The sequence below is a fragment of the Halomonas campaniensis genome (assembly GCF_002211105.1).
Classification (GTDB): domain Bacteria; phylum Pseudomonadota; class Gammaproteobacteria; order Pseudomonadales; family Halomonadaceae; genus Vreelandella; species Vreelandella campaniensis_A.
This window is the reverse complement of the sequence record NZ_JPUA01000004.1, coordinates 14933-32413: the sequence shown is the minus strand read 5'-3', so window position 1 is coordinate 32413 and position 17481 is coordinate 14933. Positions and strand designations below refer to the sequence as shown.

The window sequence follows — 17481 nt, the reverse complement described above, 5'->3', positions numbered from 1 at the left end:
CCGGCGCTGGCCCACCTGCCTCTACCTTGTAGTCCAAAGTGCTGCGCTTATTCTATGAATCCAGGGAGTGATCCAAATATTAAAGCTGTGATGTAATCTAATGCAATGATCTCCTGATAACTCAAAAAATTTTATTGACTGATGCTAATACCATGCCTGGCTTTTAAAACCAAATCCTGGCAATCAGAACAACTACTATCTGCATTACTACCATACTTTGTAGCAATAATTCGTGATGATACACGACAGAGTTGAGGCAACAAAAAATGCGAGAAAGAGAAGCTATTTTTTACTTTGTGCAGTATTACAATATTTACTATCGGGTTGACCAGCTTGGATTCTAAGCAATGCATCATTTATTACATAGTCTGGCACCGCACCCACCTTCTCATCCTATACCCTTCAAATTAAAAATTCTGATTTGATTCACGAAGACTACGAGTACCAGTGCCAGTTAACGGCACAGCAAGCGCTGCATACCGTTCCAAACTGCCTCCATGAGTAATTGGAGTAATCACTTTCTGTTTTTTCTCATTAACTTTACAATACTAAAAAACCTAGAGAGTAAGGGACTTACTTACCACTCTTTCGCAGAAGGAATCAACCATGAAACGGACGTATTTGCTTTTCAGTACAGTTTTCTATGGCCTAGTGGGATGTGCGAACACACCGTCGACAGAGCCAGAACCGCAACCCACTAATTGCCCTGCTACACCTAGTGGTGTGGAGGTAGATTCCAATGGTTGCCCGCTGGACAACGACAATGATGGAGTAGCCAACTATCTTGATCAATGCCCCTATACACCATCAGGTTTACCGGTAAATATCATAGGTTGTGCTACTGAAAACTTGGTGCTTCAAGACGTAAATTTTAGATTTGACTCTGCTGAGCTTACTAGACCTGCAAAAGCGGTGTTAGACGAGATTGCTAAACAATTAGTGAAGAATACAAGCGCAAGGGTTCTTTTGGAAGGCCATACAGATTCCATTGGCACCGACCAATACAATTTAGAATTATCACAACGTCGAATCGACTCTGTAAAAAGTTACTTAGTTTCAAAAGGGTTCCCCTCACAAAACATGCGGGCAGTTGGTTATGGTGAGTCAGACCCAATTGCTACTAACGCAACACCTGAAGGACGCGCCCTCAATAGAAGAGTAGAGCTTGGCGAATGGAAATGAGCAATATGGATAGTAAGAAATTATCAACAAAATCGTAGCAATAAATTAACAAATCCATATTGAGTACCGATCACTCATTGAAGAGTTTTCTGTACTCAATATGGCAAAAGGATTCTATGCAAAAGGAAAGATAAAATACTTCATGAGCGATATACTGCATTTTCAGGTGAAGATAAAACCACTTAAAAGCACATCACACTTTAGATAGAGGATAAGATAATAAAAAAGCAGGCTCGCCTACTTTCACACATGCAAAATTCATTTTTCACAATATATGTCAACTTTAGAAACAGGCAGTACTTGCTTCCACAACACAATTTTTTTAAACAGCCTATTCAACGCAAACGCAGCTAGCGCCCCCAAATCGTTTATAAGCTGCTAACGTACCCGCAAACTAGAAAAACATAACATATCCTTCTATTACTTAGGTAAATAAGAGTGTATTTAAAGCTTTAACGCTTTTTTAAGCGTTATTGAATTAACTTATATGAACACTGGCTACTGAACTATCATTTGAATCCTAACGTCTTTTCTAATTTGATCAAGAACTCGTTCAGCCACTTGCCCATTTTGGGCGAACACAACTAAGGATGCCTTCATCGAAACGGGGGAAGCGAGCAGCTTAGTTACTTTGCTAATTATGTTGGAAACGTCGCCTCTTTCATGCACTTTGACGGTTACTGCACCTTCACGATTATATTGTGCTGCCACCCTATTTAGGATTTCAGCGGTCATCGGGAGTAAATCCCACAAGACCTCTCCATTAAATTCTCGAAAAACAGATACAGTGATGATTAAGGGCATAGATCCATTGCAGTTTGGAAGAGAGATCCAATAAAGGTTTGAGCTATCTTCACTCATGGTCGCCTCCTAGGTTTGATTTGCCGTCATTGTCAAAGACACGAAAATTGAACGTAGGGAGCTCCCCTTTTTCGATCGGCGCGGCGAAACAAGCCTTTCACATATTTCGAGCACAAGTGTTCAGCTGAAATGGCCGGTGCCTTTTTCTTTTTGGCATTCAAATCCAGTTACCTTCGATTACCCAGAAAAGAGAATTTGCATTCGCCATATACGCTACAGCCCCAGAAAAAACCATTCTTTTTCTTCTCGCAGTTTTGGGTACCTTTCTCACATGAAGGGCACCCCAAGCCGGTATCAGTTGTCACCATCACACCTTCGGGTTTGATTCTCTCAGCTTCCTGGGCCGCAACGCCGTACACTAAGCCTTGCATTGTCAGCTGGCCGGCTTTTATCTGCTCCTGCTCATGCCTTAGCGGGGTTATACTCAGGGCGGTGACAGGCAGAATGGCCTGAGTTTCTTCATCGGGATATCCAGCATGGACAATTTCCCAGGCCTGCTCAGCCAGCCGCTGATTCAGCTTAATCCGAGACTCCTTTTCACCAATAAACTTATGCTTCACAGACAATAGTAGTGGCAGACTTTCCAGACTACATTGCTTCGCATTCGGATCCTGGTCTTTCGGATCAGAAAGTGTAAGCAAGTGCTCAAAGCACCCGGGAACAAAATCCCCACTGGCCAGGGGTATGCATTCTCCTTCTCTTTTCCCTTCGCCAATAGCGTCACCGGACGCTCGCCCTAACTCTGAATTCTCCTCAATAAATAAATGCACTTCGTTCGATCCTTGATTGCTGGCAAGCTTTTGCTCAATATATACGATACTAAAAGATAGAGCGAGACAAGGACATGGATTCACTACCTGTAGAGCCGGTTATTCCACCAGACCTACCTGCATGCGTGGTTACGGCTGCACAGCGATACCATATTCCTCTAAGGGCAATGCTTGGTGTGCTACGCACAGAAGGGGGGACAGTTGGACAGAGGGTCAGCAACACCAACGGCACAGATGATCATGGCCCATTCCAGATCAACTCAGTCTGGGTGCAGGAGCTGGAAGCGTTCGGATATACATCTGAGGTACTCACAAATAATTATTGCGCATCTGCAATGGCCGCTGCTTATATTCTCAGGTATGAAATTAATTCGGCTGAAGGTGACTTCTGGAAGGGAGTCGGAAACTATCATAGTAGAACCCCACGCCATCACAATCGGTATATAAGAGCAGTCTATAAAAATTCGGAACGATGAGGGAACATTATGGCTACGAATCACGGGCAAAGACAGAATGATGATGCCTTTTTATTTGGGCTTCTTGCCTTAGTAACGATAGTGCTACTGGCTGGGATTTGGTACTTCTACCATACCTCAATCGTTTACCATACTTTAAAATTCTCTTGGACTATATTGGGTTATATCTCAGTAGGCCCCTTGGAACACGTATTTAACCCGATCCGCCAAGAGCTTGCCCAAGCGGGTCAATACTCAGATAGGATTCCGTTTTTGGAGTACCTACGCCTTTCAGCTATGGGTTATATTATTTTCTCTCCCATTGCAATTTTTTGGATATTCTTTGAATTTAAGAGCACGTTCAATGATCCAAAGCAACAGACTAAACGAGCAATGTCACTTGAACGGCTGCGCCGTATTATGAATAGCCACAGCACTGCAACAATCCCTCTTAACAATTACCCTAATCTCTTAAAAAACAACCCTGAGGAGCATAGGTCTGGTATCTCACCGTTAGAATTCGCAAAAGAGAACGGGTTGCTCCACAGGAAAATGCTAGACAAGAAAGCTACTGAGAATGTGTTTGTAAAGCAGCTAGGCGATAAAATTGCTGATATAGATAATTTCCAACCACATGAACGGGCTGTATTTGCAATACTTGCGTCTCGCCTTTTCGGTGATGATCGTAGTGAATCTCAACTAATGCTTGATAAGCTAAATCGCAGTTCAAGCAAAACCGGTTATCCAGATTTCACGATTATCGAGAATGAATTTAAAAAATACTCTAAGAACCCAGCTGTTAACGATTGGCTTAAACATCACAAATTTAAGCCAACACTTCTTTACTCAATGCACCGTGAAGCCGTCAAGTTCGGAAAACTTCCGTCCAGTTATTTTCGTTGGCTCAAAGGCATCGATAGAACACTATGGTATACGCTGAATAACTCAGGCCGGAAAGTCAGCTGGAGCGAATGTGGAGGCGTTGTCAGTCAAGCTAATTGGGAAATGTTCGCTAAAAACAAACAAGGAACAATTGAAGGCATTCATGTGCAGCCAGCGGTGGATGCTCTGGAAAAATGGCTCATAAATGTAGGTACTATTGTTAAACCCATTAACGGAAATGAAGGTGATCCACAATGACATGGAAGGCTACTTTCTCAGGTCGATATGATGACATCTACCATCTGGTAGGAGACGAAAGCTTTGCGATTAAAGACGGTAAAATCATCTTTTCTAATGGCACATCTATTGCTTTTATAGAAAAAGGAAATGATGCAGATAATAGAATTGTTCAGGGAGAGACAACGCGTCTTTTAAAAACAATTAAAAAAGCCAAACGAAAGCATCATTTAATAAAAGCTATAAAATGGGGCGCTACTGGTTGTTTCCTAATTGTAAGTTTATTCGTAATTAATGGAGCGCTAGTAAGTCAGGGGAACAATATTTACTCTCCTAATTTAGGTGAAATAGGTAACTCAATGCTTGAATCCCCACCTAGCAGCAACAATGGTATAGGAGCTACTACACAGCCGTTTACCGAACAGCAGAATGCCCTGCCCCAACCTCAGCCAGCCTCACAAGCATCAAAAGATGAGCTCGCCAGTGGTATAAAGCAGGGAGTAGAACGCGGTGTCACCGTCCGTCTGGGCCCAAACGAAGCAGAAAATACACTTTATGTTTTTGCTGATCCGCTATGCCCCTACTGTCAGCAATTAGAGCCAACACTACACGAACTCGCTGATTTAGGGATTAGAGTTGAGATATTCCCCGTAAGTGTTATTGGCAAAGATCAGTCACTTCCCCTAGCATCGTCGTCTCTATGCCAAAGCGATGCAGAGGAACGTGCTCATGTCTGGAAGACAGCTGCATCAGGAGATCCCGTTTTAGATGCAAACGCCTGTGAGTCAGGCGACACTGCTGTAAATTTAAACAACCAGTTCTTCCAAGCAGCGGGCTTTGCAGGAACACCAACATTGTTGAACGCCAAAGGTGAACAACCACCGCGTTCTGTTTCTCGCGACACAGAGAGCATTCGGGAATGGCTGAGTTCATAAATTGGTCGGGGGGGAATATCAAACATGTTCGGGGCAGCGCTTACTTTCCCGAGTTAATTGAACCAGAAGTTCGATACAAACAAATCAGTAATGTTATCGTTGCTCATTACCCGTTTCATGAAGATAGTAAACCTTCGCTGGCGGTCTATGACCGCCACTTCATTTTCTTCATTGATACGAGTGTAAAGAAAGCAAACGCTATTGAGTGGCTGAAACGAAATAATTCCATGTCGTTCCAAGAAGACATAACATTGTCAGCTCAAAAGGCTCATTTTTCATGGGAGAGCCTGAATAAAAGTTCATATCAAAATGATAGTCGAATTTTTAATTCAATAATATCTAAAATTTTCATTTTAGTTAAGCTCGGCTTCATAAACCTGAAAATTTGCGATTCACTTTCTTCACAGTATATCTACAATCAACCACATGAAACTGACCGCTACAAACATATCGTCGATGGAAAGCTCACCAAAGCACACCATAGTCATTGTATGCTTCTTTTTTCACGTTCAGCGCTCTCAGGAAGACCGTTAAAATATCAAATAGGAGTTGAGCAATGTCACTAAAAGCTTCACAAAGGGAGATAAAGCGGGATCAACTAGTACTTGATTCCACGCCCTTCGGCAAAAAATTAAAAGAACGGTTCTTTGATCCAGGACCGTATAGAGTTTTTCTTTTTTGCATCACAGCAGCTTCACTCTTGCTGCCTATACTACTTCCTGTATGGTTAATCATTCTCTGGATGTGCACCATGCTCCGTAGTGAAAGATCTTTTAGATTACCGCTGCGTATTCCAAAGGATTTAAAAATCCGAGACCCTTCTGATTACCAGGAGATCATGAAAGAAGAGTCTCTTTGGTTTGGGCTAGTAAAGCGCAGTAAAATAGTTAAAAAAGTAGCGTTTGGTTCTGGCATTCTCTATCTAGGTTTTCTACGTTCTGCTGACCGCAGCAAAAGAGGGCAAGAGCTGTGGTTAACAAATAGTGATGCCAGAACGCACTTGTTCTTGGCTGGAACTACTGGTTCTGGTAAAACAGAAACCAACCTTGGCATTTACGCAAACTCTCTTTGTTGGGGGTCTGGCACAGTCTACGCTGACGGCAAGGGAGATAGTAGCTTGCCTTTTTCGATGTGGAGCATGGCCAGGAAGTTTGGCCGAGAAGATGATTTTTTATTACTCAACTTCCTTACGGGTGGAGAAGACCCATTAGAACGCTTCATCCGAATAGAGAAAGGACTTGAAGTAGATCTTCCTCAATCCAACAATCAAAACCCCTACGCCTATGGGTCAGCAGACTTTCTTTTTAACTTAACTTCATCACTTCTACCTGAAACCTCCGGTGATAGTGCTGTATGGCAAGATAAAGCTCTTAACCTTATTTCGGCGTTAACACAGGTATTTTGTTACAAACGGGCGCAGGGTGGATTTCAAATATCTATTGGTCAGTACCGGCACTATTTAGCTTTAGATAATCTCGTTAAGTTGTATAAAGAGTCCCTTGAGCCCGGAGCTCCAGAAATAGCGTACCAGCCTATAAAGAGCTATTTCGAGACCGGCCTACCTGGCTTTAACCCAGCGCTAGTAGACCGCCCTGAGGATTGGGATCCTGAAGTGCGTAATCAACATGGCTACCTAACTGGCCAGTTTTCTCGCGTACTCTCTATGATGATGGATACCTATGGATATATATTTGATACGCAAAGTCCAGAGATTGACCCTGAAGATGTTCTACTCAATAACAGGATCCTCTGTATTCTTGTTCCCAGTCTGGAAAAATCACCGAGTGAAGCCGGTGCACTTGGTAAGTTAACAGTCAACTCAGTACGTTTAATGATGGCTAGAAACCTCGGTTTCCAGGTCGAGGGTAGTGAAAATGATGTACTTAATATTAAACAAACCAATTCACCTTATCCTTCTATCATCATATGGGATGAGCTTGCCTATTACTTTGCAGAAGGCATCGCGGTTATGTATGCGCAAGCGAGATCGCTAGGATTCATGATGGTGGCAAGTGTCCAAGATGTTCAAAAACTGATGGACGCTGGGGACAAAGGAGAGATTGGAGCCCTCATTGCAAACACAAAAGTAAAGTGGACGTTGGCATTGGAAGATGCAGCCGAGACCTTTGATATCTTCAATAAGGCCGCCGATGAAGGGTTTTACAGTGTTCTTTCAGGTCATGATCGTGAGACAGGCATCATTGGCGGTTCTAGCTGGAAGAACCAATCCTCGACACGCGTTGAGAAACAAGCACGGTTACGTATTGATGAACTAAAAAACCTCTCTCCTGGGCAAGGAGTAGTGATTTTCCAAGATCAAGTCGTGCGTTGTAGCTCATTTTATATACCAGACGAGGATAAACGGGCAAGAGAAGTCGAAGTAAAGCTCAACCGGTTTTTGCCCATTGAGCCGCCTTCTATAGAGAAAGCACCTGAATGCTTACGGCTACCTAAAGATTACATGAGCGAAACAACAGGGGTTATCCGACATCTACAGAAGGGGTTACCTGCCGCTTTTCCTCATCTCAATGACCCGATTCTTGATCGTCTGATTGAGGTAGCGAATCGAGTTGAGCAACTGAAGGAGTCGTCAATTGACGTTGACCCTAAGCTTATCGGGCCAATCCTGTTCGAAGCTGCAGCTGAGGCCATGAAAGAGTGTGATAGTCAAGAGGATGGCTCATGGATGCCCAAGGAGCGAACACTTGATGATGAAGAATTTTTCGACGATGAGTTGTAGAAGCAATAGGTAATGATAATGCCGTGCTTCGCTTTAGTGTTCGCGCCGCACGGCTTTCAATATCGTTTATCTAACCTTTTGGCTTTTTCTTGACAACCTCAGCGCTCCTCTCATTCGAATTATTTCTAGTTAAATCCTTGACTTCATTGTCCGGAGAACCTAAATCATTAACAATTTCTATTCCTTTCTTAGTTCTACAATTGATACCTACTAATCGTGAGCAAGAAGACTTAGCCAAGTTAGCAACAGCAATCGATTCTTCCCCTTCGCTTAACCTTGTCGGATGAATAACCAAAGGAACTTCATTTGAATGAAGAGAATCTCGTAAAGTATTTATTGCATCTTTATTTGAAGAGAGCATTTCAATCAACTTTGTCTGCTGCTCAGTTCGGCTTAAACTCTCATTTATGTTCATACCCTCATAAAGCATTTGCTTTACATCCCCAGAAATACGTGCAAGAGACAAAACTTCTTGGGCACCAAGATCCTCCCTATTGACAGTAGAAGGGGCTTCTCGTACTGGTAGCTTCATATCTACAACTTCATAATCTAAATTATTTTTTTCAGCAAAATCATGAATTTGCTTAAAACCCAGTCTTCGATGCCGTAGCCCATAAAGGCATGTAATACTATCATCGTTTTGCGCTAACATCGGAGGCCCACACTCACTTAAATTAACTTTAGAGGGAGGCCTTTCACCCTTTGGGTAAAAAAACACGGTCGATAGCTCAACATGCTTATCACTCATGTCATGGAACCCCCTTAATCAAGCTATATTATTATCCAGGAGTCCTTTCATTCTCCACCCTCTAAATCACTCATACCGATTGATCTAGAGATATCCTTCATCACGGATAGTCTTTTTTTTCGAGGTAACTGCATTACACCATTTATATATTTGTTTATTACTTGAGAAGGATTCCCATTATAATTAATAATCCTATAAACATTGTTCGCCGAACGGCCTATTAGCTCTCCAAATATACTCATATCCTTAGTCGAGGTTTTGTCAAAACCTAGGCTTTCATAAAAGCCTAAGAAGTCCCCTTCAGGCTCAACAGGCACTGTCTCGGGGTGTTCCTCATATAGTGTATAGAGCCGTTTTAGGGTTTTGTCATTCACGATGGCTGTAGGATCTTCGGTCAGTTCTTGCCACCGAATGATCTGAACACCAAATGCCTTCGCGGCAGCATGCTTGCTTAATTCGTGGGCAAGCCTCCAGCGCTCCAGGTCTTCGCCAGTGATGGGCGGCATTCATTCACTCCTTAAACATCAACATCGGGTCTGCATTTTTGTCTAGTGTACTCGGGACTGTAAATTCTGTCGCCCGTCGCGTATTCACGGTGGGTAGGCGTTAAGCACGTTATAGGGGGATAGACCCTTACCTCACCTTTTAGTATCATTGATACTATGCTAAAAGAACGTAATAGCTTTTGAAAGACGCGATGCAACCAGCTCAAGGCAAAAAAGCATCAGGTAGTGTCGCGCACTCTGGACTCGGCATCCTGTAGGAGCCGTACCTTCTCGCTTACAACAGACGGACAGATCATGCGCAACATTTCCACATCAGCGTCTGTGGCCTTGACGCTTCTACTAGCTTCTGTCTCAACGACTACTCTCGCAGCTACGTGCATTGCCGGCCAGGCCGCGGAGGCAGGCGCAGACAGCGCTTACGAGCGAAAGAAACAAGAAATTGAAGCAATTGAGCAAGCTGAAGAAAATGCCAACACCGAATGGGGGCAATGCCTAGGCTCAATTTCCGGACAAATTGGCTGGCCCGCATTTCCAAGCGCCGGCGATATCTTCGATCAAATCAAACAAGAAATCTGCAAAATAGCGCAGCAAACCGTCAACGATCAGATTGATCAGGTCAATGACAGCATCGACGATATCTATAACCAAGTTCCCACCGAAGTCGATCTTCCGGTCATTGGTACCGTAGGTGGAGACGCTGGCGGAGTGAGCATTGGAACATCTCAAGGTAGTTTATCAAACTTTTATGAAGGTATCTGGCAGTAAATAAGAACGGCCTCTTTCCAGGCCAAAAGTAGCAAAAGGATTATCTTATTTTTAAGGAAGCAATGATGAAAGATGTTCTGATCAAAGTAAGCACCATCACCATATTATCTTCATTTTTGATTGTTGGCTGCTCAAGTAAAGATGATGCTAGTGTATCCAACTTCGAGTCAGTCATTGCTGACTACTATGCAGCCCAGGACACTCCTGCAACCTGTGTGGGAGGAGAGCTCGACAGTTTCCCATACCAAATTCCCCGTAATTATATCAACATAAGTGATGTAAGCCTGGAAGATAGAATTGCTGCTCTCGCTGATGCGGGCCTGATTGAACAGGTTGGCCCAAACCATTACGGCATTACAGAAGTTGGGCAGTCTGCGTTTAATCCAGACGAAGGATTTTGTTTCGGCACTATCAAAGTTGCAGAAGTGACAAATTTCACAGAGCCGTCATCCAACGGCGCATACACGATTTCCCGGGTGAATTACACCATTGAAGTAGCTGATCGCCCTGAATGGTCAAAATCATCTCAGCTAGTTGACACCTTTGCCCTTTCCGATGATGGATTGATAACTGCGGGATTTCTCAGCCGTAATGATAACCCGGAGAGAAAAAGTATTGTCCTCGTCAAAACGAACAATGGCTGGGTCACCGAGCATGATATGAACTGATCTGCGCAAAAAAACCAGATGCAAAAATGGCTCCCCAAGAGCCATTTTTAGCATATGAGCCCCCTTAGAAAAAAGGGAGAAATTGCCCAGCAACAGTGCGACGTCGAGTGGACAATGGCTTACGCACGCAAAAGGTGTGTTTTCAAGCTGATTAATCAAGATGAACCTTTAAAGGATTCCCACTTGCCAGAATCATTCATCGTTTTGCATCCGACGCCTGTACCACCATGGCCGAGCATGGCCTGTTCGGCCACGTACTCGGTGCATCGCTTTAGCAACCAGAACCTTTAGGGTTAGCCCCTTAGCGTTGAGGATACCAAAAAACACAATCACCATTGCGGTAAATGCCAGCATCGCTTTGGACGGGAAGTAGAGCAATATAAGAACCGGAAGATAAGCGGCTACTGGAATTTGCATAAACTTCAGGGTTCCAGCGGTATTTCTCCATTTTGAAGCCATTACACCTCCTCCTTAGTAGGTAGCCTTTTATCATCTATTTGCATTTTAGCTAAGCGTGTTTTGAACTCACGAAAACCTGCTAGCTCAATAAATTCTTCCTTATCAATTTTTCCTTTCTCGAATAATTTCCAGGCATGGTCATCTAGGGTCGCATTAGCCTCTTCTAGCAATTTTCTAATCATAGCGGCCCATTGCGTATGAGGCGTTTCACTTAACTGCGCCCTCAGCGCTCGATCAAATACCAGATATTCACGGATCGCTGTGCGCTTACCGTCGGTTGTTTTCAACAAGCGCTGAATGCATATGTATCGCAACGCCCCTATTAAGCGTGAGGCCACATTACTCTGTGAATCAGGAGGGTATACTTGGATGATTCGGTTTATAGTTTCTGCGACCGATTCAGTGTGTAGTGTTGCTAAACAAAGGTGACCAGTAAGAGATGCTTCAATCATAGCATCAACAGTTTCAAGGTCACGCGCCTCCCCGATCCCAACAATGCTAGGCTTTCGACGCATAGCATTGCGAAGACCAGCAGCAAAATTAGGAATATCACGGCCTATTTCCGATTGTGCTGGTTGAGGCCCTTTCCAGTGCCGCCCGCCCAGCACAAACTCAATGGGGTCTTCGTAGGTAATTACTTTACGATTCGGGTAAGCTTCCCCAGAGTGGCGATACATGGCTGCCAATAAAGTGGACTTTCCAGAGCCTGTAGGGCCACAAATTAGGCCAAGACCCATGCCTGGATAGAGTGACCCAAATAAATCAGGATCCAGATATTGGTCTTCGATTTTTGGTAGCTTATCGGGGATGGTACGCATTGTTATAGCGAATGCGGTCTCCATACCTGCAACACGTGCCTGTGTGAAGTTGCAGCGGAAGCGTAAAGCTCTCCCACGACGAATCTCTATCCCGTCACGTTCCGTCAGTTCAAGGGCACGGTCAGCGCCCTCTCCAGCTCGTATTTTGGCTTCTACATCAGCTTGCCAGAGACCATGAATAAGGGCGGGCAGATGACCTTGCTGAATAGTATGGGTCGTTGCGCGATATTGACGCCCATGTATTTCAAGCCATATATGATCGCCGCCCTGAACAAGAATGTCACTTGCCCCCTGTTCTACAGCCCACACAAGAAAATCCTTGAAAGTGTGAGCAGAAAAATTCCCACCAAAGCTATAAGGCTCTAGTTCCATTACTGCCCCCGGCTTTCTATTTTTTCATGCTGCCCAGGTTGGGGATACTGTTCAAACCGTGTTTCATCAACATCGATACCTTGGTAGCGGTTTTCATACTGCACAGGCTCGGTTCGAGAGTCGACGCTGCTGGTGGAAGAAGGCCGCCATACATCGGGATCCACAACAAACTCACTGCGTTCTAGGAGGCGACGATTTCTCTCGCCAATAGTCAGCTCTTCGCCATCACCAGAAACAGTTCGTTGTGACTCTGCAACAACCGGTAACGTAATCATGCGCTGCTGAACTAGGACGCTATAACGCAACATGCCCGTAAAATCGCGTGTAAGCCGGTTGAAATTGGCCCTCATAATTTCATCTGCTTGATGAAAACCTTGTTCCCAACCCTCTTTCACAGCTTCACGCCAAATCTCCATTTCATCATCCTTCGGCAAAGCTTCTTCACGAGGCAGGCGAATATCACTGGATGATGGTAGACCTGCATAAAGATACTCACGCCAACTGATAGGGTTTGAGACAAACCGTTCAGGCACTTTAATTCGGTATACCTGCTCTGCTACTCGGATCTGATCATCAGAGTAACTAGCCAAATCTTGTGCTTCTACAATTACCGGAGGTAAGACACCCTGGTTACTTACCAAAGGAGCAAAATCAAACATTTGATCAAGTACCCCACCTCGGTCTTCTACCGAGTTCCGAAGCGATTCAGCACGTGCGGCTAAGCCAGCCCTATACCCAACTGTATGAGCAGTATCCCGTATTAGCTGCTGCCGCACATCTGGTATATCACCGTTACCTTGCTGCATCCCCCTCGGATTATAGAGATCGTCCAGATTAATCGTGGATGTCTCTTGGCTTAGATTGTCCTGGTTTAGATTGTCCTGGCTGTCCTGGGTGATTTGCGCGTGCGCAGCGGAAGCACAGAACAACATATTACCTGCAATAACCCCTGCTACTAATGTGTTCTTTTTCATAACAGATAACCTCAAGAGCAATTATCGAAGCTGGGTGTCTGGACGTTGATACTTAAGTGCCAACGAACTCGAATCTTGGGTAATCTGTGCGCGATACCCGACCTGCGCTTGAATCATTTGCACTACTTGATCGTAAGGTTTGTTATCGACTTTAATAACGACAGGTAATGGCTGTTCAACACCTGTCATGTAAAAATCTAAGCCTCGGTTAGAGGCTAGCGTGTTGAGCAGTTGCTTGGCATCACCTGACCAATCTATCGAAACTGGTTGCAGGTCGGCCGTCACACGCACTGGTCGTGATAGCCCTTGCTGGGAAAGCATGCCTGCCTGATAGAGTTCAGCTTGAGAAAGCTGAATTTTATCCGCTGCTGTTTCAAGGTTCTCTTGAACGATGGCATCTGCCTCTACCGCTTCAAACTGTGGCTGTTGGGCAGCACAGCCCGAAAGCGTTATAATTGCAACGCAACCCATGGTGAATTTAGTAGAATATTTCATTCCCTTGGCTCCTTACATTTTAGGTTTAGCTGATTGAGTGTTTTTGCTTTCATCACAAATTACATCACGACGCTCTAGCATTTAATTAATTTCCTTACCACTTGTTTATTAAGCACTTTTTCTCATAATAGTAGGTACATACTCCATCGCTGTTGACGTTAAGAACCTACACCTCAGCGGCTGTTTTGCTCATACCATACAAGTCATTTTTTGCAATATACATATTATACAAGAACAAATAAAAGAGCATAACCCACTCTACACATCTTTCCTTAGCGCTGTTGAAGGTACTTTACCTTGCCTCTCATATATTTGGCACCCATTAAAATTTATGGCAGAATTCCATTACCGCTACTATCAAAACTCAAGGAGGGAGTCATGGCAAAAAAATCGATATCAATCGAAGAACATTATATACGCTACAAAATTATTATGCGTAACCCCCAGTTAAGCCCTAGGAATGAAGATGAAGTCCGAGTTTTCACTCAAAAAATGAGATATGCTATTCGTGCTAAATATTATGGAACTGCAATATCCGGCCTAATTATGGGCATTTTATCACTTATACTCATTGTTGGTTTCTTCCTTATCCCTATGAGTTTTGTAGCCTTTTATTTAGGCTCAAAAGAATTGCGTTTTTTAAAACTGTGTGAAGAGCGATATATAGAGAACAAAGAATGGGAGAAAGAACGCTCTTACACCGAATAAAAAGAAAATATTTTAACTTTTCAATTTTTCTTCTCTAAATTCCTAAACGCCGGGACTCAACGCCCCGGCTTTCAATGCTTATTTCCGTTGAATAGAGTTTTTCCCACCGCCTTCGGATGACGACCCTGCTGGTGCCCCTCCTGGCGCCCCTCCTGATGGCTTGCTAAAGTGACCTCCTACCGCATTGGTTAAATTGCGCTGCTCCTGTTCAGATCCTTGCCCTGTAGACATTGCAGATCCACCAATCCACTCCATAACCTTATCTGGAATCAGAAAGATGAGATTAAAGCTGGTATGGATTAGGGTTAGGCACATAGATATATATATACCGACAATAGCGATAATAGATAAAAGCCCTGTTATCGATTCAGACTGGACGCTTTGTATAGCGGGTGTAAACAATTGATTCAAAAGCGTCCCGCCCATCACAACGATACCGCCTGCTATAAAAAACGCTGCCACCATCAATACAGGCCTAAGCATGGCATTTAACATAAAAAGGTAGCCATGTTGAGTTTTCCCCGCCCCGGCTCCTTCTTCTCCCGTCAAGTGAGAAAATGCCCAAAGCGGAGCCGCAACGACGCCGATGGCGATGAAAATGACCCAGTTAATCACTGCGGCAAACCAGATAATAAAAGGTATAAAGGGGATATATATAGAAAGGGTTAGCCCCATGCCGAATAGAGAGAATATCAACGCTATGACGAATGGGCTAATTGCGCTGATTACCTCCGCAAAAGCGCCTACAATTGCAGCTGATATACCTCCTGTAAAGAATCCCCCTACCATTCCCCATAAAGAGTCATTCGCTTCCATTGCAGAACCTGCAGCACCTTTTAACGCAACATAAGAAATAAAAGAAGTCTGCCCCCCAACAAGAATCCAATCGCCTAAACCCTTCATCGCGATTATTGGATTAACTACCCCGTTATCACTTGCGGATAAGTCAATGAGTACATTTGCCCATTTTTGCCCGCTGAAAAACCCAAAGACTTTACTGATAAGCTGATTGGTATCCTCACTGACCTGCTGATTCGCACTACCACTATTATAAGTTCCTACACTAGATCCTGTGCCGGCTCCAGCAGAGCTAACTTGATTGACTTGCTGACGATTAACCTGAGTCGCTGACAATAATTGACTATAATAACTAGCAACAGCACCTTGCATGTTAATCGTCTGCCCAACTGAGCTTGCACGGCTCAGCATATTATCAGTCACTACTGAGTTGGCTTGAGCTATGGAATTATACCAAGCGCCTAGTTCCCACCAACCTTTATCCTCTATTGATTTTACCACTTCTTCTCTAATTTCATTTGACTTATTATCAGCCAAGCTTGACATTGACCCTAGATGTTGATCATAGGTTCTTGCTGCCGTTTCAATAATCAATGTTGCACTCGGTATAGAAACACTACTATCTGTCTTTTTGGAAAAAACAGCATTGGCATACTCTTCGACTCGGGGTTGCAAGTAAGACTGCATTTGCTGAAGTGCTTCAATTTGGGCTTGTCGATACCCGTTAGGGTTAATCGTCACACCCAGATACGAATTTGTAATCTGCCGCTCCTTTGGATACGTTGCTCCACCACATATCTTAGAGCGAGAGGCATCTGCGAGTATAAATCCTGTATCGGGGATCGTATGACTGGTTATGATAGATTCTGGGCCTAAATTGGCACCGGCTGCTTGCGCCTCTTGAATCCCCCTGTTGATACCAATAGAGCAAAGATTAGCATTAAACAGGGATTCGGCTAGCGCCGTTGTTTCTGGCATTGCTGGTTCCAGAGACATCGTTTGGCCTTCATAAAACGCAGACAATGTGGCATCAGTAGCCAGGTTCGCGGTACCCACTCCGATTAAGGAAGCTGACCACAAAACGACCAACTGCGCCATCGACCAACCCGAGGCCGTTGGAACAAGCCCTATAAATCCCCAAACTACTTTCAGGATAGCAAAAGAATTTTCACCCCCTCGCTTAAAGACTTCACCATCATTTCCTGCTTGAAATATTTTTCTGAAAATAACGTAACCGATCAGAAAGATACCAACAATTAGTCCCAGGCCATTCAGTATTTTAAAAACATTGCTTACCAGCGTCTGTTGGCCGCTGCCCCCAGATGACCCACCGGATACCGCTAAAGGATCGTTAACTATTCCGCCAAAAACCACTTCAAGAGCATCGCGAGATCTATCATTGGGGCGTTCCGCAGCTTGTCGAATTTCATCGGCCTGGATAGGCCCCGAAACTTGAGCATCGGCATTTTGTATAATAATAAGAATGCTAAAAAGCATAGCAATGAAAAAGCCAATTACCTTACCGGCTCTAGAGGCTAGAAGTTGTCTTATCACTTTTTTGTACTCCCAAAAAGCTCTGGCTTGAGCATATCAAGTAGAGGAGACTCATATAAGAAGTCTGTCACGCTGCCCTTCTCTTCAATGCTCAGTCTTCTATTTCTTAGCTGCCATAGCCTGAACTGGGACTCAAAGCACAGTGTCGCACCAAAAAGAATGCCCCCCACAAAGGTGAGCAGACCATAAAATTGCTTAAAGTAAATGACAGATGCCATTCCATAAATAGTAAAAATTAGCATCATGGCAATGGCTGCGCGCTTCCTAAGGAGAAATTTCCGAAGGTTAATACTAAGCAGCTGCTCTCCCTCCTCACCTTCGAAAACTGTTTCAAACGCATTATTAGCACCCTTCTTACCCGCTGATTTTATGTTCGATATGCCTCGTGAACTGTAGTCTTTAACAACACTTATTGACTCAGCCGAGCGCTTAAAGCTTTTGCCTGCCATTGAGAAAGAGCTTGCCACGCTTCTAACAGGCAGGGTGATGGTGCGGCCTGCACGTCTTAAAAGCCCCCTACTCTTACCAGGCCCATTCTCTTCAGTAGCCATTAT

19 protein-coding genes are annotated in these 17481 nt (G+C 44.1%); 9 read left to right on the top strand and 10 right to left on the bottom strand.

Features of this window, described 5'->3' with window-relative positions:
- Positions 1-606 precede the first annotated feature (606 nt).
- Positions 607-1182: an OmpA family protein gene (locus JI62_RS02645; protein WP_088698689.1), complete on the top strand. Its 576-nt coding sequence runs from the start codon at positions 607-609 to the stop codon at positions 1180-1182.
- 498 nt (positions 1183-1680) lie between these two features.
- On the opposite strand, the gene JI62_RS02640 is transcribed toward JI62_RS02645, so the two are convergent.
- Both JI62_RS02640 and JI62_RS02635 read right to left on the bottom strand, forming a co-directional pair.
- Positions 1681-2043: a hypothetical protein gene (locus JI62_RS02640; protein ID WP_088698688.1), complete on the bottom strand. Its 363-nt coding sequence runs from the start codon at positions 2041-2043 to the stop codon at positions 1681-1683.
- Positions 2044-2210: 167 nt separating this feature from the next.
- The gene (locus JI62_RS02635) at positions 2211-2813 is read right to left on the bottom strand and encodes a hypothetical protein (protein ID WP_088698687.1); all 603 of its coding nucleotides are present in this window, start codon (positions 2811-2813) and stop codon (positions 2211-2213) included.
- A gap of 74 nt (positions 2814-2887) precedes the next feature.
- On the opposite strand from JI62_RS02635, the gene JI62_RS23170 reads away from it, so the two are divergent.
- From JI62_RS23170 to JI62_RS02610, 5 genes are read left to right on the top strand one after another with little or no spacing between them, the layout of a single operon-like run.
- Positions 2888-3289 (top strand): lytic transglycosylase domain-containing protein, encoded by a 402-nt coding sequence (locus JI62_RS23170; RefSeq protein WP_088698686.1) that lies wholly within the window; start codon positions 2888-2890, stop codon positions 3287-3289.
- Between the two features lie 9 nt (positions 3290-3298).
- Positions 3299-4408 carry a hypothetical protein gene (locus JI62_RS02625; RefSeq protein ID WP_088698685.1) on the top strand — a complete coding sequence of 370 codons (1110 nt, stop codon included), beginning with the start codon at positions 3299-3301 and terminating at the stop codon, positions 4406-4408.
- Positions 4405-5322, top strand: coding sequence for a DsbC family protein (locus JI62_RS02620; RefSeq protein ID WP_088698684.1), 918 nt, complete (start codon positions 4405-4407; stop codon positions 5320-5322). Before JI62_RS02625 ends, JI62_RS02620 begins: the two co-directional genes overlap by 4 nt.
- On the top strand, positions 5307-5888 hold the full coding sequence (locus JI62_RS02615; RefSeq protein WP_088698683.1) for a CHC2 zinc finger domain-containing protein: 582 nt from the start codon (positions 5307-5309) through the stop codon (positions 5886-5888). The genes JI62_RS02620 and JI62_RS02615 overlap by 16 nt, the downstream gene beginning before the upstream one ends.
- Complete coding sequence (locus tag JI62_RS02610) at positions 5879-8062, top strand: hypothetical protein (RefSeq protein WP_088698682.1); 2184 nt, start codon at positions 5879-5881, stop codon at positions 8060-8062. The genes JI62_RS02615 and JI62_RS02610 overlap by 10 nt, the downstream gene beginning before the upstream one ends.
- Positions 8063-8132: 70 nt before the next feature.
- Here the strand turns inward: JI62_RS02610 and JI62_RS02605 are convergent, their stop codons facing one another.
- Together JI62_RS02605 and JI62_RS02600 are read right to left on the bottom strand one after the other, a co-directional pair.
- Positions 8133-8810: a hypothetical protein gene (locus JI62_RS02605; protein ID WP_088698681.1), complete on the bottom strand. Its 678-nt coding sequence runs from the start codon at positions 8808-8810 to the stop codon at positions 8133-8135.
- A gap of 47 nt (positions 8811-8857) precedes the next feature.
- Positions 8858-9316, bottom strand: coding sequence for a hypothetical protein (locus tag JI62_RS02600; protein ID WP_088698680.1), 459 nt, complete (start codon positions 9314-9316; stop codon positions 8858-8860).
- A gap of 294 nt (positions 9317-9610) precedes the next feature.
- Between JI62_RS02600 and JI62_RS02595 the strand changes: the two genes are divergently transcribed.
- Both JI62_RS02595 and JI62_RS02590 read left to right on the top strand, forming a co-directional pair.
- Positions 9611-10081, top strand: coding sequence for a hypothetical protein (locus JI62_RS02595; RefSeq protein ID WP_088698679.1), 471 nt, complete (start codon positions 9611-9613; stop codon positions 10079-10081).
- Positions 10082-10146: 65 nt separating this feature from the next.
- The gene (locus JI62_RS02590) at positions 10147-10749 is read left to right on the top strand and encodes a hypothetical protein (protein ID WP_088698678.1); all 603 of its coding nucleotides are present in this window, start codon (positions 10147-10149) and stop codon (positions 10747-10749) included.
- A 192-nt stretch (positions 10750-10941) separates the two neighbouring features.
- Here JI62_RS02590 and icmT read toward each other — a convergent pair whose 3' ends face one another.
- From icmT to JI62_RS02570, 4 genes are read right to left on the bottom strand one after another with little or no spacing between them, the layout of a single operon-like run.
- Complete coding sequence (icmT, locus tag JI62_RS02585) at positions 10942-11208, bottom strand: IcmT/TraK family protein (RefSeq protein ID WP_088698677.1); 267 nt, start codon at positions 11206-11208, stop codon at positions 10942-10944.
- Positions 11208-12398: a plasmid transfer ATPase TraJ gene (gene traJ / locus JI62_RS02580; protein ID WP_088698676.1), complete on the bottom strand. Its 1191-nt coding sequence runs from the start codon at positions 12396-12398 to the stop codon at positions 11208-11210. Before traJ ends, icmT begins: the two co-directional genes overlap by 1 nt.
- Positions 12398-13372 (bottom strand): type IV secretory system conjugative DNA transfer family protein, encoded by a 975-nt coding sequence (locus JI62_RS02575; RefSeq protein ID WP_088698675.1) that lies wholly within the window; start codon positions 13370-13372, stop codon positions 12398-12400. Before JI62_RS02575 ends, traJ begins: the two co-directional genes overlap by 1 nt.
- A gap of 21 nt (positions 13373-13393) precedes the next feature.
- Positions 13394-13867, bottom strand: a complete 474-nt coding sequence (locus tag JI62_RS02570) for a DotD/TraH family lipoprotein (RefSeq protein WP_088698674.1) — start codon at positions 13865-13867, stop codon at positions 13394-13396.
- 378 nt (positions 13868-14245) lie between these two features.
- Between JI62_RS02570 and JI62_RS02565 the strand changes: the two genes are divergently transcribed.
- Complete coding sequence (locus tag JI62_RS02565) at positions 14246-14575, top strand: hypothetical protein (protein ID WP_088698673.1); 330 nt, start codon at positions 14246-14248, stop codon at positions 14573-14575.
- Between the two features lie 78 nt (positions 14576-14653).
- On the opposite strand, the gene JI62_RS02560 is transcribed toward JI62_RS02565, so the two are convergent.
- Both JI62_RS02560 and JI62_RS02555 read right to left on the bottom strand, forming a co-directional pair.
- Complete coding sequence (locus JI62_RS02560) at positions 14654-16927, bottom strand: DotA/TraY family protein (RefSeq protein WP_088698672.1); 2274 nt, start codon at positions 16925-16927, stop codon at positions 14654-14656.
- A complete protein-coding gene (locus tag JI62_RS02555; protein WP_088698671.1) occupies positions 16924-17478 on the bottom strand; it encodes a hypothetical protein in 555 nt (184 codons plus the stop codon). The genes JI62_RS02560 and JI62_RS02555 overlap by 4 nt, the downstream gene beginning before the upstream one ends.
- Between the last annotated feature and the right edge of the window lie 3 nt (positions 17479-17481).

Bases quoted from the DNA above. Each gene is read 5' to 3' on its own strand.
- JI62_RS02645 (WP_088698689.1), top strand. From the start codon at position 607: ATGAAACGGACGTATTTGCTTTTCAGTACAGTTTTCTATGGCCTAGTG.
- JI62_RS02615 (WP_088698683.1), top strand. From the start codon at position 5,307: ATGGCTGAGTTCATAAATTGGTCGGGGGGGAATATCAAACATGTTCGG.
- JI62_RS02595 (WP_088698679.1), top strand. From the start codon at position 9,611: ATGCGCAACATTTCCACATCAGCGTCTGTGGCCTTGACGCTTCTACTA.
- JI62_RS02605 (WP_088698681.1), bottom strand. From the start codon at position 8,810: ATGAGTGATAAGCATGTTGAGCTATCGACCGTGTTTTTTTACCCAAAG.
- JI62_RS23170 (WP_088698686.1), top strand. From the start codon at position 2,888: ATGGATTCACTACCTGTAGAGCCGGTTATTCCACCAGACCTACCTGCA.
- JI62_RS02575 (WP_088698675.1), bottom strand. From the start codon at position 13,372: ATGAAAAAGAACACATTAGTAGCAGGGGTTATTGCAGGTAATATGTTG.
- JI62_RS02555 (WP_088698671.1), bottom strand. From the start codon at position 17,478: ATGGCTACTGAAGAGAATGGGCCTGGTAAGAGTAGGGGGCTTTTAAGA.
- JI62_RS02640 (WP_088698688.1), bottom strand. From the start codon at position 2,043: ATGAGTGAAGATAGCTCAAACCTTTATTGGATCTCTCTTCCAAACTGC.
- JI62_RS02620 (WP_088698684.1), top strand. From the start codon at position 4,405: ATGACATGGAAGGCTACTTTCTCAGGTCGATATGATGACATCTACCAT.
- JI62_RS02590 (WP_088698678.1), top strand. From the start codon at position 10,147: ATGAAAGATGTTCTGATCAAAGTAAGCACCATCACCATATTATCTTCA.
- JI62_RS02625 (WP_088698685.1), top strand. From the start codon at position 3,299: ATGGCTACGAATCACGGGCAAAGACAGAATGATGATGCCTTTTTATTT.
- JI62_RS02570 (WP_088698674.1), bottom strand. From the start codon at position 13,867: ATGAAATATTCTACTAAATTCACCATGGGTTGCGTTGCAATTATAACG.
- traJ (WP_088698676.1), bottom strand. From the start codon at position 12,398: ATGGAACTAGAGCCTTATAGCTTTGGTGGGAATTTTTCTGCTCACACT.
- icmT (WP_088698677.1), bottom strand. From the start codon at position 11,208: ATGGCTTCAAAATGGAGAAATACCGCTGGAACCCTGAAGTTTATGCAA.
- JI62_RS02565 (WP_088698673.1), top strand. From the start codon at position 14,246: ATGGCAAAAAAATCGATATCAATCGAAGAACATTATATACGCTACAAA.
- JI62_RS02610 (WP_088698682.1), top strand. From the start codon at position 5,879: ATGTCACTAAAAGCTTCACAAAGGGAGATAAAGCGGGATCAACTAGTA.
- JI62_RS02600 (WP_088698680.1), bottom strand. From the start codon at position 9,316: ATGCCGCCCATCACTGGCGAAGACCTGGAGCGCTGGAGGCTTGCCCAC.